The following is a 22,595-nucleotide window of genomic DNA, read 5'->3' on the forward strand; positions in this document are numbered from 1 at the left end:
AAGGCAGGAGCGGATGGCGGGAGTGCCGAACCGGTTGCGCAGCGCCAGCGCAGATAGGGCGATCGCGGAACAGCCGGCCGGGCACGACGGCCGGAGCGCGGTCGACCTTGCCGACTATCGCCTGCTCGTCTCTTCGCTGTTCTCCTCGCCGGGTTCGATCATCCCCGGCGGCATCGCCGGCATCCTCACGCCATTCCTGTGCTGGATCTCCACCGGGGCCGAGTTGTTCATGACGCTGACGCTTGGCGTCGCGCTGGTCGTCGTCATGCGAATTATCACGGTGGTCCGCTATCGCCGGCTCGACCATTCCGAGGACACGCTCGCGCAGACCCGGCGCTGGGATCGGGAGTATTTCTTGGGCGCGACCGTGTTCAGCGCGGTCCTGGGATTCAGCTGCTATGTAGCGCTGGCCTGGACCGACGATCCCGCCGCCCATATCACCTCGGTATCCTCGACGATCGCGCTCGCCTCCGGCTATGTCGCGCGCAATGCCGGACGGCCGAAATTTGTCGCCGTCCAGCTCCTGACCTTTTGCGTCCCGATGGCGATCGGGCTGATTCAGGCGCAAAATCCGTACTATCAGTATATCGGCTACTTCGCTTTCCTCTATGTCGGCGCCAATATCGCGATCACCAACTCGCTGCACCGCAACCTGCTGGCATTGAGCGACGCGACCAAGCAATCCAAGGCGCTGGCGACCGCACTGCGCTCGCAGAACCTGACGCTCGACGCCGCGCTCAACACCATGATCCACGGCCTGGCGATGTTCGACCGCAAGCTCGATCTTGCGGTCTCGAACGCGCCGCATGCCGCTCTCTACGGGGTTCCCGAGACACTGGCGCTGCCGGGCACGCCGATCACCGCGATCGCCCGTTTCCTGGTCGAGCGGCAGGTGATGACGCCGGAGCAGGTGCGCGACATCAAGGCGGCCCTCGACGGCGTCCGGACGACGCAGCAGGCGGCCATCTACGAGCTGCAGTCGCGCAACGGCCGGATGCTCGTCGTCACCATCGCGCCCGCGGCCGAAGGCGGCGTTTTGATGCTGACCGAGGATGCGACGGAGCGGAAGGCGACCGAGGCGCGGATCGAGCAGATGGCGCGCTTCGACGAATTGACCGGGCTCGCCAACCGCTTCGAGTTCAACACACACTTGGCCGACGCTTTCCGTCGGCAGGAGCGAACCGGCGAGACCTTCGCGCTGCTCTATATCGATCTCGACGGCTTCAAGCAGGTCAACGACAATCTCGGCCATGACATCGGCGACCGGGTCCTGATCCAGACCGCCGCGCGCCTGAAGAGCACGATCCGCCACAACGACCTGCTGGCGCGCTTCGGCGGCGACGAATTCGTGCTGATCCTGCCGGCGACCGATATCGCGACGGTCCGGATGATCGCGCAGCGCATGATCGAGACGATGGATCGGGCCTTCGAGCTCGACACCAAGACCGTCTACGTCACCGCCAGCATCGGCATCGCGCTCGCGCCCACCGACGGCGCAACGCCCGCTGACCTGCTCCGCCATGCCGACACGGCGCTCTACAAGGCGAAGGCAGCCGGCCGCAACACCGCGACCTTCTTCGACCCGGCCATGGCGGAAGAAATGCTCGAGCGCCACGAGATCGAGGTCGATCTACGCCTGGCCAGCGCCGAGGGCGCGCTCGAGCTGTACTACCAGCCGATCATCGACCTGCGCACGCAGGAGATCGTGACGCGCGAGGCGCTGATGCGCTGGCGGCACCCGACGCGCGGCATGGTGCCGCCCGGCGTGTTCATCCCGATCGCCGAACAGTCCGGCCTGATCGCCGGCATGGGCGACTGGGCGATCCGGCAGGCCTGCCGCGATGCGGCAAAATGGCCCGACGGTGTCGGTGTTTCCGTCAATATCTCGCCGCTTCAGTTCCGTGAGCCTCGTCGCATCGTCGAAACCGTCAAGAATGCGCTGCTGCTTGCCCATCTGGCGCCTGGTCGTCTGACGCTCGAGGTGACGGAATCGCTGCTGATCGAGGACAACAAGACGACGCTCGAGGTCATCAACGAATTGCGTGGGATCGGGGTGAAGTTCGCGCTCGACGATTTCGGGACGGGCTATTCCTCCCTCGCCTATCTCTCAACCTACCCGTTCTCGCAGGTGAAGATCGACCAGAGCTTCAGCCGCGACGTCAACAGCGACGAGGCCTCGAAGGCGGTGATCGAGGCGGTGTGCCAGCTCGCCCGGCGCCTGTCGATGAACGTGGTCGTCGAAGGCATCGAGACGGAAGCGCAGCGCATGGCGGTGCAATTGCTCGGTGCCCAGCGGGCGCAAGGCTATCTGTTCGGCCGGCCGCAGCCGGTATCGGAGTTCGGCAAGGGCGACGAACCGCGCAAGATCGCCTGAGGGCTGGCTCGACCATCGTCCCGCCCGAATTGACTGCTTCCACCCGGTTATCGCAGCAGCGAGCTTGATTCCGCCGCAACGGCAACGCATCTGCACGAGCAGGCTAGAGCAGGATGCGAAAAAGTGGGAACCGGTTTTTCGCATCGATCCTGCTCTAACCCTTTGATGAGAGCCGGAGACGCGGCGTGAGCGAAACCGCCAGCCCAGCAGCCAGCAAGGAGCCGCTGACGCCGGATATCTGCGTCATCGGCCATGGCCTGGGCGGGCTTGCGGTCGCGACGGCCGCCGCGCTGTTCGGCGCCCGGACCGTCCTGGTCCGGCATGACGGGAGCGAGCTTCCGCCGAACGAGGGCGCACGCGGCCAGGCTTTGCGCGCCGCGGCCGGGCAAGTGCGGGCCTTCTCAGGCGCCGCGTCCTTCGGGATTGCGGTGGATGCGGACCAAATCGACTATACCGGCGTTCTAACTCATCTCGACCACGTTGCAGCCAGGTCGGCCATGAACGATTCGGATGAGCGTCTCACCGCCCTGGGCGTCATGGTGCTCAAGGGCGAGGCGCGCTTCCAGAATCGCCATCAAATCAGCGTCGGCGAGACGGTGGTCAAGGCACGGCGCTTCGTCATCGCCACCGGCGCGCTACCGACGCCCCCCTCGATCCCGGGGCTCGCCGACTTGCCCTATCTGACCGAGGACAGCATCTTCGAGCTGGCGAAGCGGCCGGACCGGCTGATCGTGCTCGGCGGAACGGCAGCGGCCATCGAGCTTGCTCAGGCGATGCGTGCGCTCGGCAGCGACGTCACCCTGATCGCACCGGGCGGCCTGTTGCCGGAAGAGGATCCGGAAGCGGTCGGCGTGCTCAGGCGCGCTCTGCTCGGGGACGGTGTCACCTTGCATGAAAGCCGTCCGATCCTGCGGGCCGAGAGCCACCGGCAACGGCCACGCCTCGTGCTCGACGGCGACATCGCCATCGATGGCACACATCTTCTGGTCGCGAGCGGGCGCAAGCCGAACATTGCGGCGCTCGAACTCGACCTTGCGGGCGTTCGCACCGACGACACAGGCGTCATCGTCGACGCCTCGCTGCGCACCGCCAACCGCCGCATCTACGCCATCGGCGCTTGCGCCGGCGGCGCGGCCGCCAAGGCGGCCTCCAGTCATGCCGCTCAGCATCAGGCCGGACTCGTGCTTCGAAACGCCCTGTTCCGTCAGCCAGTGCGCTTCAGGCCGGAACAGGTACCGCGCACCGTTCACGGCCGGCCGGGATTGGCGAGCGTCGGCCTGAGCGAGGCGCAGGCACGCGCGCAGGGCGCCATCCGGGTACTGCGCTGGCCCTATGCCGAGAGCGGGCTCGCCCAGGCAGAGCGGCAGACGGAGGGGCTGATCAAGCTGGTGACCGACCGCAAGGGCACGATCCTCGGCGTCGTCATTGCCGGGGCGCAGGCCGCCGAGCTGATCGCGCCCTGGGTCCTGGCGGTACAGAAGCGGATGAATGTCCGGGACATGGCCGGGCTCATCGTTCCGTCCCAGAGCCTGTCGGAGATGTCGCAGCGGGCGGCGCTCTCCTTCCAGGCACCGCTCGCAGCGAAACCGGGTATTCGCCGATTGATCGGCTTTCTGCGGCGTTTCGGATAGACTGGCTCTTGATGTCGCCAAGACGGTTCGATCCCAATGCCCTGTCGATCAGCGTGCCGCGCGGGCCGACGCAGCTCGGCCTGTCGGCCAAGCTGCTCGTCCTGACCATCCTGTTCGTCATGCTGGCCGAGGTGCTGATCTATCTGCCCTCGGTCGCGAACTTCAGGCGCAACTGGCTGAACGACCGGCTGGCGGCGGCACAGATCGCCGTGCTCGTGCTCGAAGGCGCTCCGGCCGAAGGCATGCCCGAGGGCAGTGAGGAGCGGCTCCTGGCCGGTGTCGGTGCCTCTGCCATCGCTGCGCGAGTCGGTGGCGCACGGCGCCTGCTCAGTCTCGACTCGATGCCGCACGAGGTCGCCAAGACCGTCGACCTGCGCGACCAGAGCTGGATGCAATCGATCGTGGAATCGGTGGCGACGCTGGTCAGCTCGTCGCATGAGATGCCGATCCGGGTGGTCGGACAGGCGGTCGGCGCCGCCGACTTCGTCGAGATGGTCATCGACGAACGGCCGCTGCGCCGCGCCATGCTGAAGTTCTCGGTCAATCTGACGCTGGTTACGCTGGTCATCTCGATCCTGACGGCAGGGCTGGTCTATCTCTCGCTCAACTGGCTGATCGTGCAGCCGATCCGGCATCTCGCCGCCAATGTGATGGAGTTCGAGCACGACCCGGAGAATCCACGCCGGATCATCGAGCCGACGCTGCGTGCCGACGAGATCGGCGAAGCGCAGCGGGCGCTGGCGCGCATGCAGGCGACGCTCGCCGACGATCTGCGCGCCAAGAAGCATCTCGCCGAGCTCGGGCTCGCCGTCAGCAAGATCAACCACGACCTGCGCAACATGCTGGCCGCGGCGCAACTGATGTCCGACCGGCTGACCGAGACGCGCGATCCGAAGATAAGGCGTTTCGCGCCGAGGCTGATCGCGACGCTCGGGCGCGCCATCGACTTCTGCCAGGCGACGCTCGCCTATGGCCGGGCGACCGAGGCGAACCCGGCGCTGCGCGACGTGGCGCTGCGCCAGCTCGTCGCCGAACAGGCCGAACTGCTCGGCCTCGGCGAGAACGGCACGATCGTCTTCGCCAACGAGGTGCCGGCCGAGGTGATCGCGCCCTGCGATCCCGACCAGATGGCGCGGGTCCTGTCCAATCTGATGCGCAATGCGATCCAGGCGCTCGACAGTATCGCGGAGGCCGGCGAGCGGACGCCGGCACTCAGAATCAGCGCCGGCCGGCGCCATGAGGAGATCATCCTCCGCATCGCCGACAACGGGCCGGGCGTACCGGCGCGAGCCCGCGACAACCTGTTCCAGGCCTTCCGTGGCTCGGTCAATCCCGGTGGCACCGGCCTCGGCCTCGCCATCGCCGCCGAGCTGGTGCGGCTGCATGGTGGCATGATCGCGCTCGAGCCATCCGAGACCGGCGCAGTGTTCACGGTGTCGCTGCCGGCACAGCGCGTATTGGCCTGAATTTTTTCAGCCCTCATCCTGAGGAGCGGGCTTCAGCCCGCGTCTCGAAGGATGCTCCAGATGGTTCCGGAGCCCCCTGAAGCATCCTTCGAGACGCCACGTGGTCAAAGAGCGGCTTCGGCGTTGCCTACTGGCTCGCCCAGATCACCCGCGCCATGAAGGCGATCTCGGTGAGCGCCAGAACGCGGTCGGAATGCTCTGGATTGAGCGAGGCGAGCTCGACCGTCTTCGCCGTTTGACGCCTGAGCTGCTTGGCCAGCACCTCGCCCTCGACGGTCTTGACCACGACCCGGTCGCCCCGGCGGATCGCGGCGCCGGGCGAGACGATGATGGTGTCACCGTCACGATAGAGCGGCAGCATCGAATCGCCGGCGATCTCGAGCGCATAGGCTTTCTCATCCTGCAGGCCGGGAAAGGCGACCTCGTCCCAGCCCGAGCCCAGCGGAAAGCCGCCATCGTCGAAGAAGCCGCCGGAACCGGCCTGGGCGAAGCCGATCAGCGGAATCGTGCGCGCCGGCGGCGCACCGCGCCGGATCACGTTCATGAACTCGTCGAAGGAGGCGCCGGTGGCGGCAAGGATCTTGGCGATCGATTCGGTCGAGGGCCAGCGCTCGCGCCCGTCGACGCCGACACGCTTCGAGCGGTTGAAAGTGGTGGCGTCGAGCCCGGCCTTGCGGGCCAGACCGGACGGGGAGAGGCCGTAGCGCTGGGCGAGCGTATCGATCGCGCTCCAGATCTGGTCATGGGACAGCATCGCGGAGAGGCCTCTTTCCTGATGGTGCCGACGCGGCGCTAAGCGGGGATCAATATAGGAAATATCCCCTATCCGATAAGAATTCAATCTGATTCACTGTGCTAGCGGCCACCGATGGCGGTTTTTTTGACCGCAAGTGGCGCTCCGGTATAGGCGAGCCGACATCCAGGCGAAGAAATCCCCGAAGCACCTCGATGCGGCACGGTTTCCGCTTTTGTCGACGCCCCGCAAGCGATATGCCCAGCGCCATGCCGCTCATCTACAAGATCTGTACCGAGGCGCTCTGGCGCGAGGCTGAGGCCGCAGGCCTCTTCCAGGGAGCCCCAATCGACCTCGCCGACGGCTTCATCCACTTCTCCACCGGCGCACAGGTCCGCGAGACTGCGGCCAGGCATTTCGCCGGCCAGGATGGCTTGCTGCTGATCGCCATCGATGACACCCCACTTGGCGAGGCCCTGCGTTACGAGCCGTCGCGCGGCGGCGCGCTGTTCCCGCACCTTTATGCCCCGCTCGATCCGAAGCAGACGCGCTGGATCGCGCCGCTGCCGCACGGTGAAGGCGGCCATGTCTTTCCGGAGGATGTCGCGTGATCGGAGCGTTGTTCGGCCTGGCCCGGCCGCTGATCCACAAGCTCGACGCCGAACAGGCCCACCGGCTGACGGTCGCGGCACTGGCGGCCGCTCCGGCCTTGCGGCCGGCGGCCGATCCACCGTCGCTCGCGGTCGAGGCGTTTGGACTGCGCTTTGCCAACCCGGTCGGTCTCGCCGCCGGCTTCGACAAGAACGCCGAGGCGATCGATGGCGCGCTCGGGCTCGGCTTCGGCTTTGTCGAGATCGGCGGAGTGACGCCGCTGCCGCAGCCGGGCAATCCGCGCCCGCGCGTCTTCCGCCTGCCGGAGGACGAGGCGGTGATCAACCGCTACGGCCTCAACAGCGAGGGCATGGAGGCGGTCGCGGCAAGGCTTGCGGCGCGCCGGAAGAAGGGCGGCATCGTCGGCGTCAACCTCGGCGCCAACAAGGATTCGGCCGACCGCAGCGCCGACTATGCGGTGCTGGCGCGCAGGCTCGCGCCGCTCGCCGATTTCCTCACCGTCAATGTCTCCTCGCCGAACACGCCCGGCCTGCGCGATCTGCAGGCCGAGGACGCGCTCGACGATTTGATCGCGCGCACGCTTGCCGCCCGCGACGAGGCAGCTGCCGGCGGTAGACCGACGCCGGTGCTGATCAAGATCGCGCCCGACCTCGCCATGCCCGAGCTCGACGGCATGGTCGCGGTCGCCCGCCGCCGCAAGGTCGACGGCATGATCGTCTCGAACACGACGATCGCGCGCCCCGACAGCCTGCGCAGCGCGAACAAGGCGGAGACCGGCGGGCTCTCAGGCAAGCCGCTCTTCTCGGCCTCGACGCGGATCCTTGCCGAGACCTTCCTGCGCGTCGAACGCCAGTTCCCGCTGATCGGCGTGGGCGGCATCGATTCGGCGGAGACCGCCTTCGCCAAGATCCGGGCCGGGGCGAGCTTGCTGCAGTTCTATTCGGCGATGGTGTTCAAGGGTCCGGGACTGGTCGGCGAGGTCAAGCGCGGGCTCGATATGCAGATGCGCAAGGCCGGACTGCCGCGGCTCGACGCTCTGGTCGGGCGCGATGCCCAGGCGGTCGCGCGCGGAGAAATGATATGAGCGACCGTCTACGAAGAGGCTTAGCTGACGTCCCGATAGATTGAAGGTTCATCCGGGAGGCCGGGCTTAAACGAGATCGATACCCGTTTCGCCCGAACCACACCGTCCAAACCGAAGCAAGGCTCAAGCTCAATCTCGATGTCTTCGGGCGACTCCGGAAGCGGATAGTAGTCGCCCCGACCCCGATCGGTTGCCCGTTGCAGCTTCAGACTTCCGATGACGTTCTGATGGCTGAAACCATCGAGCTGCAAATCCATGATGTCTTCCATCGTGAAGGTCACGACGGCGTGCTTGTCGAGCACGATAAAGCCGTCACGGCCGACCTCATTGGTCATGACCCAGCCGTGGAGAATTAGAGTGCTCTGACCCGAGCGGCGCAGATTCAAGCCAAGAATCTCCGCGTCATGAAAGTTCGGAACCTGCCCGAACCAACGAAGAAGCTCCGGACCGCCGGGCACCTCTAGATAGATCTGCGTGTCTGGCTTGCTCGCCATTCTGGCCATCGAAATCTTTGAACGCGAAGTCCGGTCGAAGGCCGATGAGTGCCCTCGCTACCGCTTCGAGGCGAACAGGCGGCTGAGCAGCCAGAGCGGCACGACGACCAGGGCGCCTGCGATCGCCCAGCCGCCGACCTCGCGGACCGCGTCGAAGCCGAGATCGGTGATCGAGCGGACGAAGCGCAGCGCCGAGTCGAAGAGGCCGCGCGGCGACAGGCCGAGAAAGGCCATGGCCGCGCCGACCAGCAGCGAGATGAAGAACAGGCGCACGAGGACGCTGAGGACGGAACCGCCCAGGAAGCGCTCGGTGCCACCGCCATTGGCCATGGAAATCCCCCTACGGATTGACAGCGGGACAAAACCCGCTCGCGGTTGAACCTGCGCTGAACGCCGCCGTCAACCGCTACGCGTCTCAGCTCGTCGCAGAAGCGCCCTGCACGGCCCAGCCGGCGCCGGCGATCTTGGCGGCGGCGATCACGGCCTGGGTGCGGCTGTCAACGTTGAGCTTGGTCAGGATCGCCGAGACATGCGCCTTGACCGTCGCCTCGGAGACGCCGAGCTCATAGGCGATCTGCTTGTTGAGCAACCCCTCCGACAGCATCATCAGGACGCGCACCTGCTGCGGGGTCAGCGTGGCGAGGCGGCGGACCATGTCGGCGGTCTCGTGATCGACCGGGGCGGAAAGATCGACGCCGGGCGGGGTCCAGACGCCGCCGTCGAGCACGGCCTGGATCGCCTCGCCCATCTGAGCGACCTCGGCGGTCTTGGGCAGGAAGCCGAGCGCGCCGAACTCGATGCAGCGGCGGATGACCGCGGGGTCGTCATTGGCCGAGACGACGATCACCGGAATCTCGGGATGGGCGGCACGCAGGAAGAGCAGCCCGGAAAAGCCCTGCACGCCCGGCATGCTGAGATCGAGCAGGATGAGGTCGGTATCGGCAGCCTCGGCCAGCGCCTGGCCGAGCGCCTCGAGCGAACCGACCTCACTGACCTCCGAGCCGGCCAGCGCATGCGAGACCGCCTGGCGCAGCGCGCCGCGAAAGAGCGGATGATCGTCGGCGATCACGATCCGGGTCGACGGCTGACGACTCATTGCTGGCATTCCCTCCCATCGATTGCCGCACAGTCTGGCCCTGCGCGGTCGCGATCTCAAGCGCCACCGCCGGTTTCGGCGGGAATGATGCCCGATCATCGCGATGTCGCGCAGATCGACTGCGGCTGCAACGCGATCGCGACTTGGTCTTTGGGTGAAGACTTACGTCTTTAGTTCACATTCTTTCGTCGACACACTTCCATTAACCTATCGTCAGGCGGTTGGGGACCGGACGAACGCGAATCACAAGAATCCGACAACGGCCGAAGTTGCGAAAATTCGCAATAAGCTCTCGGGAGAAACGTTCCATGGATTCGCAAGAAAACGATCATCACTGGCAACGAACGAGCAAGTTGATGCTCGTGATGATGGCCCTGTGGCTGTTCTTTAGTTATATCATCCATATGTTCGTGACGCCGCTCAACGGCATCAAGATCTTCGGATTCCCTCTGGGTTTCTATATGGCTTCCCAGGGATCGCTCATCGCTTTCGTCGTGATGCTGTTCTGGTTCGCCAAGGCGCAGGACAAGATCGATCGCGACGCAGGCGTGGCCGAAGACGATTGAGCCGGGGAGGGCTACGATCATGTCGAGCGAAGCACAGGCCGGCTCTGGTGGCTTCACCTCAAGCCTCGGCCGCATCTACGGGATTTATACGGGCGGCTTCGTCGCCTTCATCATCCTGGTCGCCATCCTGGAAAAGGCCGGCGTCCCGAACAAGATCCTCGGCTACATGTTCGTCGGCTTCACCATCCTGGTCTATGCCATCATCGGCGTCATCTCCAGGACGGTGCAGGTCTCGGAATATTATGTCGCCGGGCGCTCCGTACCGGCCTTCTACAACGGCATGGCGACCGGCGCCGACTGGATGTCGGCGGCGTCCTTCATCGGCATGGCGGGCTCGCTCTTCCTGCTCGGCTATGACGGCCTCGCCTTCGTGCTCGGCTGGACCGGCGGCTATGTGCTCGTCGCGGTGCTGATCGCGCCGTTCCTGCGCAAGTTCGGCGCCTATACCGTGCCCGACTTCCTGTCGGCGCGCTATGGCGGCAACGTCGCGCGCTTCCTCGGCGTGATCGTGCTGCTGGCCTGCTCCTTCACCTATGTGGTGGCGCAGATCTTCGGCACAGGCCTGATCGCGCAGCGCTTCCTCGACATGGACTTCGTCGTCGCCGTCTATGTCGGCCTCGCCGGCATCCTGGTCTGCTCGATGCTCGGCGGCATGCGGGCGGTGACCTGGACGCAGGTCGCGCAGTACATCGTGCTGATCGTCGCCTATCTGGTGCCGGTCATCATCCTGTCGGCGCAGAAATACGGGCTGCCGATCCCGCAGCTCACCTATGGCCAGGCGCTGCAGGAGATCGCCGCGCTCGAGCAGAGCTTCCTGCAGAACAATCTTGCCACCGCAGCCACGCTCAAGCCGCACACGACGCCGTTCCTGAACTACAGCCCGGCGAACTATTTCGCCCTGATCCTGTGCCTGATGGTCGGCACCGCCTCGCTGCCGCACGTGCTGATGCGCTACTTCACCACGCCGTCCGTGCGTGACGCCCGCATCTCGGTGGCCTGGTCGCTACTGTTCATCTTCCTGCTTTACTTCACGGCGCCGGCCTATGCGGCGTTCTCGAAGCTGGAGGTCTACTCGACCCTGATCGGCAAGAACCTCGCCGACATGCCGCAATGGGTCTTCAGCTGGGGCAAGCTCGGGCTGGTGACGATCTGCGGCAAGGCGGCGGAAAGCGTCCAGGCGATCACGGCGGCCTGCGGTGCGATCAGTGGCCATACCGGCGTGCTGCGCCTGCAGGATTTCGGCATCAACACCGACGTGGTGGTGATCTCGACGCCTGAAATCGCCGGCCTGCCCTATGTCATCACCGGCCTCGTCGCGGCCGGCGGCCTTGCCGCCGCGCTCTCGACCGCGGACGGGCTCCTGCTCGCCATCGCCAACGCGCTCTCGCACGACGTCTACTACAAGATGATCGACAAGAACGCGCCGACGGCACGCCGCCTGATCGTCTCGCGCGTATTGCTGGTCATCGTGGCGGTACTGGCCGCCTACACCGCCTCGACCAGGCCTTCGGATATCCTTGCCATGGTGTCCTGGGCCTTCTCGCTGGCGGCGGGCGGGCTGTTCCCGGCGCTTGTGCTGGGAATCTGGTGGAAGCGCGCCAATTCGGCGGGCGCCATCGCAGGCATCACCGTGGGCTTCGGCCTGACGCTGTTCTACCTGGTGATCAGCCGTTACTACCCGCATCTCGGCGTGCAGTATTTCGGGATGAGCTCATTGCTCAACCCGGTCTCGGGCGCGCCGCTGATCTCGCCCGAGAACATGGCGAAGTTCCTGGCCGACCCGGCGATCGCCAGCGGCCCGGCGCTGGTCACCAACCCGCTCGCCTCCAAGGTCGGCTGGTTCAACATCAACAACATCTCCTCGGCGCTGTTCGGCCTGCCGGCCGGCTTCCTGGCGATGTATGTCGTGTCGATGCTGACCGCCGCGCCGTCGAAGGCGATGATGGACTTCGTCGACGCCTGCCGCCGTCCGCGCGGTGGCACGATCATGGAAGAGAAGACGAGTTGATCGCCTTCCGGCCCTGAACACCAACGAAGGGGCGGGACTTGCTTCCCGCCCCTTCCCGTTCACACTGCCGCAAACCGAGATTTCGCCGCGCGCCCGGCCGGCCACAGGAGAAAGCTGCTTGACCGATTCCGTCGGGTTCTGGGTCTTCCACCTGCCCAACCTCATGCTGGCGGCGCTGATCTACACGCTGCTCGGGCGCTATATCCTCTCCCTGTTCTTCCCACCCGAGAGCGACAAGGTGATCTGGCGCGTCTTCTGCCAGATCACGGACCCGATCCTGAACCTGGTGCGGCTGGTGACGCCGGCGCTGGTGCCGATGCCGCTGCTCAACCTGTTCGCGATCGTCTGGCTGTTCCTGCTGCGCTTCCTGCTGTTCTACATCGTCCGCATGCTCGGGCTCCTGCCCGCCGCCACGGGGTGACGCCATGAACCAGACCACAGATAATGGCGATGATCGCGACAGGCTGGTGCGGCAGGACGGGCTACTCGTCGGCATCGCCGGCTTCTCGCTGCTCTCCGGCATGCACTTCTCGCCCTATTTCGACCCGGCCTTCATCCTGGTGAAGTTCCTGCTGGCGCCGTCCTTCTTCGTCTCCTCGCCGATCCTGCTTTACTATTTCACCTCGCTCTTCGTCTCGGTCGCCTGCCTGATCCTCGCCGGCGCGCCAGCCGCGATCTTCGAGCGCCTCACCGGCCGACGGAATAGTGATGCGGCCTCGCTTGGCATCTGGCTGGTCGGAGTGCTTATTCTGGCGCTGCCGGCGGTGACGGGATTCTAGGACGGAACCTCCGACCGCCCTCCGCATTGGAAGCCGCATGTCGAGCGCTGGCGATCCGGACAAGGCCGACCCAATGCGCCGCTTGCGGACGCTCGCGGAAATCTCGACGGCACGCGCCTGCGGCTTTGCCGGCCTTGCCACCTTCTGCCTGATGGTCGGCCTCTCCGGCAGCCCGCCGGCCGCGCTCAAGGCGGGCGGCTATTGCGCACTTCTCGTCGTCGTCGTGCTGCTCATGCTGGCGCAGCAGGCGCCGCTGCGGCCCTATAAGCGTACCGAGATCTGGCTGATGCTCGACCAGGCGGAGCGCCCGCCGGAGGCCTATGCGCAGGGGGTGTTCGCGCGGGTGCGCCGTGACACCTTCCTGCGTTTCGCCGCCTATCACGCGATGGCTGCCACGATCCTGCTCGCTGCGGCCTTCTTGATCCGCTGAACCTTCCCCATCAGCCCGCCGCCGGCAGCAGCGCCTCGAGTGCCTCGATCCGGTCGGCCTCGCCCGGCGGCTTGTCCCAGCGGATGCGGCTGATGCGGGGAAAGCGCATGGCAACACCGGATTTGTGCCGTGTCGAGCGCTGCAAGCCCTCGAAAGCCACTTCAAAGACCAGGCCGCTGGAGGACGTATGCGTCACCTCGCGCACCGGGCCGAAGCGATTCAGCGTGTTCTTGCGGACATAGCGATCGATCTCGAGCAGCTCCTCATCGGTGAAGCCAAAATAGGCCTTGCCGACCGGCACTAGCTCGTCCGCGCCCGCCTCTCCGACCCGCCAGACGCCGAAAGTGTAGTCGGAGTAGAAGGAGGAGCGCTTGCCGTGGCCGCGCTGGGCATACATCAGCACGCAATCGACCAGCCGCGCATCGCGCTTCCACTTGTACCAATAGCCCTTGGGCCGGCCGGGCAGATAGGGCGAGTCGAGCCGCTTCAGCATGCAGCCCTCGACCGCCTCGGCGTCCGCCCCGGCCCCGGCGGCGGCCGGATCGGCACGAGTCTCCGTCAGCTCTTCCCAACTGGCGAAGGTGATGCGCGGCGAGAGATCGAAGCGGGTGCTGTCGAGCCTGCCGAGGAAGGCTTCGAGCCTGGTGCGCCGCTCGGTATAGGGATGGGCGCGCAGGTCATCGTCTCCTTCGGCCAGGATGTCGTAGGCGCGGATATGCGCCGGGAACTCGGCCAGCATCTTGGGCGTCACCTGCTTGCGGTTGAGCCGTTGCTGGAGCGTGTTGAAGCTCTGGACGACACCATCGCGCATCACCAGCAATTCGCCATCGATCGCGCCGTCCTCAGTCAGCGCCTCGGTCAGGTCGGGAAAGGCGCCGCCGATCTCCTCGCCGGTCCGGGAATAGAGCCTGACGGTCCGGCTGCCATCGGCGCGCGTGCCGGCGACGGCCTGGACGCGGATGCCGTCCCATTTCCACTCGGCGGCGAATTCATTCGCCGCGAGCTTGTCGAAATCGCCATCCTCGATCGCATGCGAGAGCATGACTGGGCGGAACGGCGCCGGATCGGTTGCCTCGGGCCGCGGCGCCCTGCCCTCCAGCCAGGCGAAGAGCGCGGTGTAGGGCGGCTCCAGCCCATGCCAGACCTGCTCGACCTCGTCGGCCGGAATGCCCCCGAGACTCGCGGCCGCGGTCTTGGCAAGGCGGGCGGAGACGCCGATGCGCAAGGCACCGGTGATCAGCTTGAGCAGGGCCCAGCGGCCGGTTTCGTCGAGCGCGTCGAGCCAGGAGGCAATCAGGCGCGGCATCTCGATCTTGCCGGAATTGCGCAGGCCGGCGACGACGTCGGGAAGGCTGAGCGGGGCGCGGTTGTGGCCGGACGCGACGCTCAGAGGCAAAGGCGCTTCTCCTCCCCCTGGCGGGGAGGAGAGAGAGGTGGGGGGCGCCCCGCCTGGCGAGCGCTCACCCGGTCGCTCGCCCCCCACCCCTGCCCCTCCCCACGAGGGGGAGGGGTTCACGCTGGCGGTCGGCCACATCAACGCGACTGTCTCGGAGAGATCGCCGACATAGTCATAGGAGAGCGCGAACAGCACCGGATCGGTGCGCTCGGCGATCAAGGCGCGGATCAGGCCGGGCTTGGCGTTCTGGAAGACCAATCCGCCGGTCATCGCCGCGAGCGCGTAGCCGCGGTCGGGATCGGGCGTTGACCGCAAATAGTCGGCGATCAGCGCGAGCTTGCCGTTGCGGCGCGGCTCGTAGGCGAGGCGGTCGAGCAGCCAGGCGAAGCGGTTCATGGGACTGCCTCCGCCGGCTTGGCGTCCGGCTCAGCCTCGCCCTCGTCGCCATAACCGACGAGGTGGAGCGGCGTGCCCTTGAGGCCGACCGTGCCGCACCAATGCGCCAGCGCCTCGGCCTCGCCATGGGTGATCCAGATCTCGCTGGCCCCGACCTCGCGGATCGTCGCCTGGAGATCGTCCCAGTCGGCATGGTCGGAAATGATCAGCGGCAGCTCGACGCCCTTCTGGCGTGCCCGGGCCCGTACGCGCATCCAGCCTGAGGCAAAAGCGGTGACCGGATCGGGAAAGCGCCGCGACCAGAGGTCCTGGATCGCGCTTGGCGGGCAGATGACGATCTCGCCGGCAAATGCCTTGCGTTCCTCGGCCTTGCGCTCGCTTGGCTCGACCTTGCGGACTTCGCCGAGCGGAACGCCCTCGGCCCGGTAGAACTCGGTGATCTTCTCAACCGCGCCGTGAATGAAGATCGGGCGCTCGTAGCCGGCCTCGCGGATCAGCGCCATGACACGCTGGGCCTTACCGAGCGAATAGGCGCCGACGATATGCGTACGCTCAGGAAAGAGCCGGACGGAATCGAGCAGCTTGGCCGTCTCGGCATGGGCCGGCGGGTGGCGGAACACCGGCAGGCCAAAGGTTGCCTCAGTGATGAAGACGTCGCAGGAAACAGGCTCGAACGGCGCGCAGGTCGGATCGCGCTCGCGCTTGTAGTCGCCGGAGACGACGATGCGCAGACCCTTGTGCTCGACCACGATCTGGGCCGAGCCGAGGACATGGCCGGCCGGGACGAAGCGGAAATCGACCGCGCCGATGCGGACGGTTTCGCCTGGCGCCGCCACCTGCTGCGAGCCGGTGAAGGCCTCGCCATAGCGCAGCGCCATGATCGCCAGCGTCTCGCGCGTCGCCAGCACGGCGCCATGGCCGGCTCTCGCATGATCGGAATGGCCATGGGTGATCAGCGCCCGCGCCACCGGGCGGACCGGATCGATATAGACATCGGCCGGCGGGCAATAGAGCCCGGCCGGAGTCGGCGTCAGCAGATCGGAAGGCTTCATCGTCTGGCCAGTGTCATTCACCTCAGATAAACCCGCCTGCATGATCGAAAAGGGCAGCAGCGTGTACTCCGCCAGTTCCGGCGACGAGCGTCTCGACCGTCGCTACGCCTGGGCCGAGGCGGCGTTGAAGGAGGGCGACGCGCAAGCGGCGATCGACATCCTCGATCAAACGCTCGCCGAGAACTACGGTTTCACCGCCGCCTGGCATCTTTACGGGCTGGCTCAGGAGACGCTCGGACACAATGAGGAGGCCGCGACCGCCTGGCGGCAATGCCTAGACCTCGACCCGAACGACCATGTCGGAGCCAAGCTCGACCTCGCCCGCATCGGCGCCCTGGCGGCCGAGCGGGCGACCTCGGAGAACTTCTCCGGAGTGCTGTTCGACGGCTATGCCGACCGTTTCGACAGTCATCTCGTCGGCACGTTGCAATACCAGGCGCCAGCGCTGCTGAAGGAGGCGCTCGCACGCTGCTGCACGCAGGCCGGAAAGCCGTTCCATTTCGAAACGGCCTACGATCTCGGCTGCGGCACCGGGCTGATGGGCGAAGCGATCCGTGCCGAGACGGAGTTCCTCGCCGGCTGCGATCTCTCGCCGCGCATGATCGCCAAGGCGCGCGACAAGCTGCGCGGCGATGGTCAGCCGCTTTACGACAAGCTCGCCACAGCCGGCTTGACCGCCTTCCTGGCGAGCCGGCCAGACGCCTCGGCCGATCTCGTCATCGCCGCCGACGTCTTCGTCTATCTCGGCGACCTCGCGCCGAGCTTTCATCAGAGCGCGCGCGTGCTCAAAGCGGGCGGGCTCCTCGCCTTCACCGTGCAGAGCCATGACGGCGAAGGCGTCGCCGTCGGCCAGGACCGGCGTTTCGCCCATGCCGAGACGTGGATCAGGGAGAAGCTCGGCGAGGTGAGGCTGGAGTCGGTGCTGGTCGAACACCCGAGTACGCGCATCGATCGCGGTCAGCCCGTGCCGGGCTTGCTTTTGATCGCGGAGCGCCGCTGAGGGCACGAGGCCAGCTAGGCCGCTTCCAAACGCAGATCTCCAGCATCGACGCCCTCAACGGCGCGCAGGGCCGGGATGGCAAAATCGGTGAAGGCGCGCACGACCGGGCGCATGAAGCGCACCGAGGGAAAGGTCCAGAAGGCCTCGGTCGGCTTGACCTCGTAGTCCGGCAGGATGCGGACGAGCCGCCCCGTCGCGAGCTCATCCGAGACGAGGAGGAGTTGGACGGGGCCGGCAGCCCGACCGGACAACAAGGTCGCGGTGATCGCGTCGGCGTGGTTCGTCCGCATGATCGGTCGCACCGACACGTCGACCGTCTCGCTGCCGCGCCGCAGCGTGAGCACATCGCGCGGCAACAGCTCCGTCGCGGTGGTCACGACATCGACCTCGGACAGCTGCGTCAGCGTGTCGATCGGCCCTGACCGGGCGAGGAACTGCGGGGAAGCGACGAGGATGCGGCGAACCTGGCCGAGCCGCCTGACGATCAGCTCCTGGCCGTCCGGGCGGCCATAGCACAGCGCGAGATCGAATCCCTCATAGACCAGGTCGACCGCCCGGTTCTCCAGCACCAGATCGATGGTGACGCCGGGATAGCGCTCCTGGAAGGCCAGGGCGATCGGATGAAGGTGTCGCACGCCGATACAGGACGGCGCGTGCACGCGCAGCAGCCCTTCGATCGCGCCCATCTCGTGGCGAACGCCCTCCAGCGCCGCATCAATGGTGGCGAGCGCGCTCCGGCCGGCTTCGTAGAGCGCCTTGCCCTGAACGGTCGGCCGGACCATGCGGGTCGAACGCTCCAGCAGCCGCGCGCCGACATGCCGCTCGAGATTGCGCAGATGCTTGGTGACAGCGGGCTGCGACACGGAAAGATCACGCGCCGCGGCGGTGACCGAACCGCGCTCGACGGTGCGAACGAACGCTCTGAGGGCAGCGGCGATATCCATACATAGCCAAAAGTTATGACAGTCATCACCTCATAACGGATCGACGCGATCACCGCAAATTGCTCTATCGCCGCACCAATCCCATCACGCGAGCCGATAGCCTGAATGCCCATCGACAGACGCCGCCTGCTGCTCGGCAGCCCGTTCCTTTTGTCCGGCTGCGTCGCGAGACCTGCGCCAGAGCTTTCCAGCCGGTCACCCACCAATCGGCTCGACATGTTCGATGCCGACTACGCCTCGATCTACGCCGCCATCGACGGCGAGCCCTTTCCGGTCCCGGCTGTCGACCTCGCCGAGATCGAGCCCGAATTCCTGCGGCGGGAGGTCGGCTATCGCACAGCCGAGCGGCCGGGGACCGTCATCGTCGATCCCGGGGAACGTCACGCCTATCTCGTCGGCGAAGGTGGGCGTGCGATCCGCTATGGCATCGGCGTCGGCAAGGAGGAAGGCTTCAATTTCCGCGGCGCCGCGACGATCGCGCGCAAGGCGCAATGGCCGCGCTGGACGCCGACGCCGGACATGATCCGCCGCGAGCCGCAGCGCTATGGCCGCTATGCCGGCGGCCTCGCCGGCGGCGCCGGCAACCCGCTCGGTGCTCTACCTTTATCGCGACGGGCGCGACACGCTCTACCGGCTGCACGGCACCGTCGAACCCTGGACGATCGGGACGATGGTCTCGTCCGGCTGCATCCGGCTGCTCAACCAGGACATCCTGGACCTCTATCGACGCGTTCCTGTCGGCAGCAGGGTCGTGGTGCTGGGATCGAACGCCGGCACGGCCGTGTGAAAGACGCAAGCCCGCCGTTCCCTTTTCGTTCGACAGAGCCTATCTCTGTCCCTCGATGGATGCGCCCTCGCCTCTTCCCCTCGCCTTCTCCGCCTGGTTCGCCAGCCGCGGCTGGAGCGTCCGGGCACATCAGCTCGCTCTGCTGGAGGAGGCCCGGGCCGGGCGCTCGACGCTGCTGGTCGCGCCGACCGGCGCCGGCAAGACGCTCGCCGGCTTCCTGCCTTCGCTGGTCGAACTGACCCAGCGCGGCGGCGCGCGCGACGGCTTGCACACGCTCTATGTCTCGCCATTGAAGGCGCTCGCGGTCGATATCGCCCGCAATCTCGAGACGCCGATCCGCGAGATGGGGCTCTCCGTCAAGGTCGAGACCCGCACCGGCGACACCTCGCCCGCCAAGCGCGCGCGCCAGATCGAGCGCCCGCCGGACATCCTCCTGACCACGCCCGAACAGCTCGCGCTGCTGGTCTCGCATCGCGATGCGAAACCGTTCTTCGCGAACCTGCGCCGCGTCGTGCTCGACGAATTGCACGCGCTCGTCACCTCCAAGCGCGGCGACCTGCTCTCGCTCGACCTTGCACGGCTGCGCGGGCTGGCGCCGCAGATGAGCGCAGTCGGCCTGTCGGCGACGGTGCGCGAGCCGGCCGACCTGCAGGCCTATCTCGGCGGCGCCGAGACGCCGTCCGGCCTCGTCACCGTCAAGGGTGGCGCGAAAGCCGAGATCGGCATCATGGCGACCAAACGGCGGCTGCCGCTCGCGGGCCACATCACCGCCCATGCCGTCGGCGACATCTATGCCGCGATCCAGGCGCACAAGCTAACGCTGGTCTTCGTCAACACCCGCATGCAGGCCGAGTTCATGTTCCAGGCGCTGTGGAGCGTGAATGACGAGACCCTGCCGATCGCCTTGCATCACGGCTCGCTCGATGTCGGCCAGCGCCGCAAGGTCGAGGCGGCGATGGCGGCGGGCAAACTGAAAGCCGTGGTCTGCACGGCGACGCTCGATCTCGGCATTGACTGGGGAGATGTCGACCTCGTCGTCAATGTCGGCGCGCCCAAGGGCGCGAGCCGATTGATGCAGCGCATCGGCCGCTCGAACCACCGCATGGACGAGCCCTCGCAGGCGCTATTGGTACCGTCGAACCGCTTCGAGCTGCTCGAATGCCGCGCCGCGCTCGATGCGGTGGCGGAGGCGGCGCAGGATACCCCGCCGCCACGGATCGGGGCGCTCGACGTGCTCGCCCAGCATGTGCTGGGGGTCGCCTGCTCGGACGGTTTCGAGCCCGATGCGCTCTATCAGGAGGTCCTGACCGCCTCGCCGTATGTCGACCTTACCCGCGCCGATTTCGACGCTGTCGTCGATTTCGTCGCCACCGGCGGCTATGCGCTGAAGAGCTATGAGCGCTTCGCCAAGCTTCGGCAGAGCAAGGACGGGCTCTATCGCGCCAGCAATGCCCGCGTGATCCAGCAGTACCGGATGAATGTCGGCACCATCGTCGAATCGACCATGCTGAAGGTTCGGCTCGGCCGCTCGCGGCCGGCCCGTCCCGGCGGCCAGAAGATGCTCAGCCGCGGCGGGCGCCTGCTCGGCGAGCTGGAGGAGTATTTCGCCGAGACGATGACGCCGGGCGACACTTTCATCTTCGCCGGCGAGGTGCTGCGCTTCGAGGGCATCGTCGAGAACGAGGTGGTCTGCTCGCGCACCGCCGCCGGCACCGACCCGAAGATCCCGTCCTATAATGGCGGCAAGTTCCCGCTCTCGACCTTCCTTGCCGCCAGGGTGCGCGCCATCCTCGCCTCGCCGAAGGAATGGGCGAAGCTGCCGGACGAGGTCTCGTCCTGGCTGCATGCGCAGCGCCTGAAATCGCGGCTGCCCAAGCCGGGCGAGCTCCTGGTAGAGACTTTTCCACGGGCGGGGCGCTTCTTTCTCGTCGCCTACCCGTTCGAGGGCCGCCTCGCCCACCAGACCCTCGGCATGCTGCTGACGCGCCGGCTCGAGCGGGCACGATTGAAACCGCTCGGCTTCGTCTGCAATGATTATGGTCTTGGCGTCTGGACGCTCGGCGACATGGCGGCGGCGATCGCGCGCGGGGCGCTCTCGCTCGACGAGCTCTTCGCGCAGGACATGCTCGGCGACGATCTCGAGGAGTGGCTGGCGGAATCGGCGCTGATGAAGCGCACCTTCCGCTCCTGCGCCGTGATCGGCGGCCTGATCGAACGGCGCTTTCCCGGCCAGGAGAAGAGCGGGCGACAGGTGACGATCTCGACCGACCTCGTCTACGACGTGCTGCGCCGGCACCAGCCCGACCATGTGCTGCTGCGCGCCGCACGCGCCGATGCGGCGACCGGCTTGCTCGACATCGGCCGCCTGGGTCAGATGCTGACACGGATCAGCGGGCGAATCGTGCATCAGCCGCTCGATCACGTCTCGCCGCTCTCGGTCTCGGTCATGCTCGAGATCGGGCGCGAGGCGGTCCATGGCGAAGCGGCCGACGAGATCCTGGCCGAGGCGGAAGCGCAGATGCTTGAAGAGGCGATGGCGTGAACCTGGCGGCGAAGCAAGCGACCGGAACGGCGGCCGAGGCGTTCATGCTCGGCCGGCTCGCGCTTGTGCCCGACCTCTCTGGCGCGCTCTATCTGCCGGACGAGCGCACGCTCGTCGTCGCCGACCTGCATCTGGAGAAGGGCTCGGCCTATGCGGCCCGCGGCGTCCTGCTGCCGCCCTATGATTCCGCCGCGACGCTCCGGCTGCTCGGCGCCGCGATCCTGCGCTACCAGCCGGCGCGCGTGATCGCGCTCGGCGATTCCTTCCATGATCGCGGCGCCGAAGCGCGGATCGACGAGAACTGCCTTGCGAGCTTACGCGCCTTCCAGGCAGGCCGTGACTGGCTCTGGATCAGCGGCAACCACGACCCGGCGATCTCGGCCGCAATGGGCGGCGCGGTGGTCGACGAGATCGACCTCCGCGGCGTCAGGCTGCGACACGAGCCGAGCCCCGCCGGTGCGCTGCCGGAAATCGCCGGCCATCTGCACCCGACCGCGAAGGTCCGGATGCGCGGCCGGGCGCTGCGCCGGCGCTGCTTTGCGCTCTCGCCGACGCGCTGCGTCATGCCGGCGATGGGCGCCTATGCCGGTGGCCTCAATGTCCGCGACATCGCCTTCCGGCCGCTCTTCGGCCTGGGCTTTTCTGCCCATCTCCTCGGCGACGGCCGCCTCTTCCGCATCGACCAACGCCTGCTGCTGCCGGACTGAAGCGGGCGATTGCTTCGACTTAGAGCACTCCATTGGTAATGGAGTGGTCGACCGTCTTTCATTTTCCGGTGCAAGGATATGTGCGTAACAGGTTGCGTCAGCGCAGGGCTTGTGGCATCAGGACGCCGCTTCGGAACGGCGCAGCGCTTTTACGGGTCCTCGATCGACCCGAAACGCCAGCATAAGCACGGTCCTGCTGCGGTAGCTCAGTGGTAGAGCACTCCATTGGTAATGGAGAGGTCGAGAGTTCAATCCTCTCTCGCAGCACCAGCCATTCTCCGGATAACCGGCGATTTTCCAAAAGCGCGGAAAACCCGCGCTTTCGCCGTCACTTACGAGTCTCGCGACCGATAGAACGCGATGACCAGCCAGCGGTCACGCGCCAAAAAGTCAGCAAGCCTGGCGCCTGTCTCTGACGCGCAATTTCGGATTTTCCGAGTATTCCAGCGCCCGTGGGCCAGAGACGGGTTAGCTTTGGAAAGAGACGGGTTCGCAACT

General features: G+C 66.5%; 20 protein-coding genes, 1 tRNA gene and 1 pseudogene. 15 read left to right on the top strand and 7 right to left on the bottom strand.

Features of this window, described 5'->3' with window-relative positions; all coding sequences use genetic code 11:
- The first annotated feature begins 13 nt into the window (after window positions 1-13).
- From B6S44_RS06735 to B6S44_RS06745, 3 genes are all read left to right on the top strand, one after another.
- Entirely contained in the window at window positions 14-2,374 is a 2,361-nt protein-coding gene (locus B6S44_RS06735) for a putative bifunctional diguanylate cyclase/phosphodiesterase (RefSeq protein ID WP_129156006.1), read from the top strand.
- A gap of 185 nt (window positions 2,375-2,559) precedes the next feature.
- Entirely contained in the window at window positions 2,560-4,005 is a 1,446-nt protein-coding gene (locus B6S44_RS06740; RefSeq protein ID WP_129156007.1) for a dihydrolipoyl dehydrogenase family protein, read from the top strand.
- A gap of 11 nt (window positions 4,006-4,016) precedes the next feature.
- Window positions 4,017-5,471 carry a sensor histidine kinase gene (locus B6S44_RS06745; protein WP_129156008.1) on the top strand — a complete coding sequence of 485 codons (1,455 nt, stop codon included), beginning with the start codon at window positions 4,017-4,019 and terminating at the stop codon, window positions 5,469-5,471.
- Between the two features lie 127 nt (window positions 5,472-5,598).
- Here the strand turns inward: B6S44_RS06745 and B6S44_RS06750 are convergent, their stop codons facing one another.
- Window positions 5,599-6,225 carry a S24 family peptidase gene (locus tag B6S44_RS06750; RefSeq protein WP_129156009.1) on the bottom strand — a complete coding sequence of 209 codons (627 nt, stop codon included), beginning with the start codon at window positions 6,223-6,225 and terminating at the stop codon, window positions 5,599-5,601.
- 248 nt (window positions 6,226-6,473) lie between these two features.
- Between B6S44_RS06750 and B6S44_RS06755 the strand changes: the two genes are divergently transcribed.
- Together B6S44_RS06755 and B6S44_RS06760 are read left to right on the top strand one after the other, a co-directional pair.
- A complete protein-coding gene (locus tag B6S44_RS06755) occupies window positions 6,474-6,815 on the top strand; it encodes a DUF952 domain-containing protein (protein WP_129156010.1) in 342 nt (113 codons plus the stop codon).
- Entirely contained in the window at window positions 6,812-7,900 is a 1,089-nt protein-coding gene (locus tag B6S44_RS06760; protein WP_129156011.1) for a quinone-dependent dihydroorotate dehydrogenase, read from the top strand. Before B6S44_RS06755 ends, B6S44_RS06760 begins: the two co-directional genes overlap by 4 nt.
- 20 nt (window positions 7,901-7,920) lie before the next feature.
- Here B6S44_RS06760 and B6S44_RS06765 read toward each other — a convergent pair whose 3' ends face one another.
- The 3 genes from B6S44_RS06765 to B6S44_RS06775 form a co-directional block, all read right to left on the bottom strand.
- A complete protein-coding gene (locus B6S44_RS06765; RefSeq protein ID WP_129156012.1) occupies window positions 7,921-8,394 on the bottom strand; it encodes an Imm50 family immunity protein in 474 nt (157 codons plus the stop codon).
- A gap of 57 nt (window positions 8,395-8,451) precedes the next feature.
- Window positions 8,452-8,724, bottom strand: coding sequence for a DUF6460 domain-containing protein (locus B6S44_RS06770; RefSeq protein WP_129156013.1), 273 nt, complete (start codon window positions 8,722-8,724; stop codon window positions 8,452-8,454).
- 85 nt (window positions 8,725-8,809) lie between these two features.
- Window positions 8,810-9,490, bottom strand: coding sequence for a response regulator (locus B6S44_RS06775; RefSeq protein ID WP_129156014.1), 681 nt, complete (start codon window positions 9,488-9,490; stop codon window positions 8,810-8,812).
- 308 nt (window positions 9,491-9,798) lie between these two features.
- On the opposite strand from B6S44_RS06775, the gene B6S44_RS06780 reads away from it, so the two are divergent.
- From B6S44_RS06780 to B6S44_RS06800, 5 genes are all read left to right on the top strand, one after another.
- A complete protein-coding gene (locus tag B6S44_RS06780; RefSeq protein ID WP_129156015.1) occupies window positions 9,799-10,056 on the top strand; it encodes a DUF4212 domain-containing protein in 258 nt (85 codons plus the stop codon).
- Between the two features lie 19 nt (window positions 10,057-10,075).
- A complete protein-coding gene (locus tag B6S44_RS06785) occupies window positions 10,076-12,064 on the top strand; it encodes a sodium:solute symporter family protein (protein WP_129156016.1) in 1,989 nt (662 codons plus the stop codon).
- A gap of 118 nt (window positions 12,065-12,182) precedes the next feature.
- The gene (locus tag B6S44_RS06790; protein WP_129156017.1) at window positions 12,183-12,485 is read left to right on the top strand and encodes a YggT family protein; all 303 of its coding nucleotides are present in this window, start codon (window positions 12,183-12,185) and stop codon (window positions 12,483-12,485) included.
- 4 nt (window positions 12,486-12,489) lie between these two features.
- On the top strand, window positions 12,490-12,843 hold the full coding sequence (locus B6S44_RS06795) for a hypothetical protein (RefSeq protein WP_129156018.1): 354 nt from the start codon (window positions 12,490-12,492) through the stop codon (window positions 12,841-12,843).
- Between the two features lie 37 nt (window positions 12,844-12,880).
- Window positions 12,881-13,273 (top strand): hypothetical protein, encoded by a 393-nt coding sequence (locus B6S44_RS06800; protein ID WP_129156019.1) that lies wholly within the window; start codon window positions 12,881-12,883, stop codon window positions 13,271-13,273.
- A 10-nt stretch (window positions 13,274-13,283) separates the two neighbouring features.
- On the opposite strand, the gene B6S44_RS06805 is transcribed toward B6S44_RS06800, so the two are convergent.
- Window positions 13,284-15,065, bottom strand: a complete 1,782-nt coding sequence (locus B6S44_RS06805; RefSeq protein ID WP_129156020.1) for a cisplatin damage response ATP-dependent DNA ligase — start codon at window positions 15,063-15,065, stop codon at window positions 13,284-13,286.
- Window positions 15,062-16,117, bottom strand: a complete 1,056-nt coding sequence (locus B6S44_RS06810; protein ID WP_129156021.1) for a ligase-associated DNA damage response exonuclease — start codon at window positions 16,115-16,117, stop codon at window positions 15,062-15,064. The genes B6S44_RS06805 and B6S44_RS06810 overlap by 4 nt, the downstream gene beginning before the upstream one ends.
- Before the next feature lie 61 nt (window positions 16,118-16,178).
- Here B6S44_RS06810 and B6S44_RS06815 point away from each other — a divergent pair, with 61 nt between their 5' ends.
- Window positions 16,179-17,117 carry a class I SAM-dependent DNA methyltransferase gene (locus B6S44_RS06815; protein ID WP_164985748.1) on the top strand — a complete coding sequence of 313 codons (939 nt, stop codon included), beginning with the start codon at window positions 16,179-16,181 and terminating at the stop codon, window positions 17,115-17,117.
- A gap of 14 nt (window positions 17,118-17,131) precedes the next feature.
- Here B6S44_RS06815 and B6S44_RS06820 read toward each other — a convergent pair whose 3' ends face one another.
- Window positions 17,132-18,061, bottom strand: coding sequence for a LysR family transcriptional regulator (locus B6S44_RS06820; protein WP_129156023.1), 930 nt, complete (start codon window positions 18,059-18,061; stop codon window positions 17,132-17,134).
- Window positions 18,062-18,166: 105 nt separating this feature from the next.
- On the opposite strand from B6S44_RS06820, the pseudogene B6S44_RS06825 reads away from it, so the two are divergent.
- From B6S44_RS06825 to B6S44_RS06840, 4 genes and pseudogenes are all read left to right on the top strand, one after another.
- Window positions 18,167-18,848: pseudogene (locus B6S44_RS06825) on the top strand (L,D-transpeptidase).
- 55 nt (window positions 18,849-18,903) lie between these two features.
- Window positions 18,904-21,390, top strand: coding sequence for a ligase-associated DNA damage response DEXH box helicase (locus B6S44_RS06830; protein ID WP_129156024.1), 2,487 nt, complete (start codon window positions 18,904-18,906; stop codon window positions 21,388-21,390).
- A gap of 44 nt (window positions 21,391-21,434) precedes the next feature.
- Window positions 21,435-22,097, top strand: a complete 663-nt coding sequence (gene pdeM, locus B6S44_RS06835; protein WP_129156586.1) for a ligase-associated DNA damage response endonuclease PdeM — start codon at window positions 21,435-21,437, stop codon at window positions 22,095-22,097.
- Between the two features lie 195 nt (window positions 22,098-22,292).
- Window positions 22,293-22,367: transfer RNA gene (locus B6S44_RS06840), tRNA-Thr, on the top strand.
- The last annotated feature ends 228 nt before the right edge of the window (window positions 22,368-22,595 follow it).

Source organism: Allobosea sp. Tri-44, assembly GCF_004123845.1.
Classification (GTDB): Bacteria; Pseudomonadota; Alphaproteobacteria; order Rhizobiales; family Beijerinckiaceae; genus Allobosea.

What these genes read in the sequence shown, in the direction of transcription:
- B6S44_RS06765 (WP_129156012.1), bottom strand. Translation starts at nt 8,394, where the DNA reads ATGGCGAGCAAGCCAGACACGCAGATCTATCTAGAGGTGCCCGGCGGT.
- B6S44_RS06750 (WP_129156009.1), bottom strand. Translation starts at nt 6,225, where the DNA reads ATGCTGTCCCATGACCAGATCTGGAGCGCGATCGATACGCTCGCCCAG.
- B6S44_RS06755 (WP_129156010.1), top strand. Translation starts at nt 6,474, where the DNA reads ATGCCGCTCATCTACAAGATCTGTACCGAGGCGCTCTGGCGCGAGGCT.
- B6S44_RS06780 (WP_129156015.1), top strand. Translation starts at nt 9,799, where the DNA reads ATGGATTCGCAAGAAAACGATCATCACTGGCAACGAACGAGCAAGTTG.
- B6S44_RS06830 (WP_129156024.1), top strand. Translation starts at nt 18,904, where the DNA reads ATGGATGCGCCCTCGCCTCTTCCCCTCGCCTTCTCCGCCTGGTTCGCC.
- B6S44_RS06800 (WP_129156019.1), top strand. Translation starts at nt 12,881, where the DNA reads ATGTCGAGCGCTGGCGATCCGGACAAGGCCGACCCAATGCGCCGCTTG.
- B6S44_RS06735 (WP_129156006.1), top strand. Translation starts at nt 14, where the DNA reads ATGGCGGGAGTGCCGAACCGGTTGCGCAGCGCCAGCGCAGATAGGGCG.
- B6S44_RS06785 (WP_129156016.1), top strand. Translation starts at nt 10,076, where the DNA reads ATGTCGAGCGAAGCACAGGCCGGCTCTGGTGGCTTCACCTCAAGCCTC.
- B6S44_RS06795 (WP_129156018.1), top strand. Translation starts at nt 12,490, where the DNA reads ATGAACCAGACCACAGATAATGGCGATGATCGCGACAGGCTGGTGCGG.
- B6S44_RS06810 (WP_129156021.1), bottom strand. Translation starts at nt 16,117, where the DNA reads ATGAAGCCTTCCGATCTGCTGACGCCGACTCCGGCCGGGCTCTATTGC.
- B6S44_RS06805 (WP_129156020.1), bottom strand. Translation starts at nt 15,065, where the DNA reads ATGAACCGCTTCGCCTGGCTGCTCGACCGCCTCGCCTACGAGCCGCGC.
- B6S44_RS06775 (WP_129156014.1), bottom strand. Translation starts at nt 9,490, where the DNA reads ATGAGTCGTCAGCCGTCGACCCGGATCGTGATCGCCGACGATCATCCG.
- B6S44_RS06770 (WP_129156013.1), bottom strand. Translation starts at nt 8,724, where the DNA reads ATGGCCAATGGCGGTGGCACCGAGCGCTTCCTGGGCGGTTCCGTCCTC.
- B6S44_RS06820 (WP_129156023.1), bottom strand. Translation starts at nt 18,061, where the DNA reads ATGGATATCGCCGCTGCCCTCAGAGCGTTCGTTCGCACCGTCGAGCGC.
- pdeM (WP_129156586.1), top strand. Translation starts at nt 21,435, where the DNA reads ATGCTCGGCCGGCTCGCGCTTGTGCCCGACCTCTCTGGCGCGCTCTAT.
- B6S44_RS06745 (WP_129156008.1), top strand. Translation starts at nt 4,017, where the DNA reads ATGTCGCCAAGACGGTTCGATCCCAATGCCCTGTCGATCAGCGTGCCG.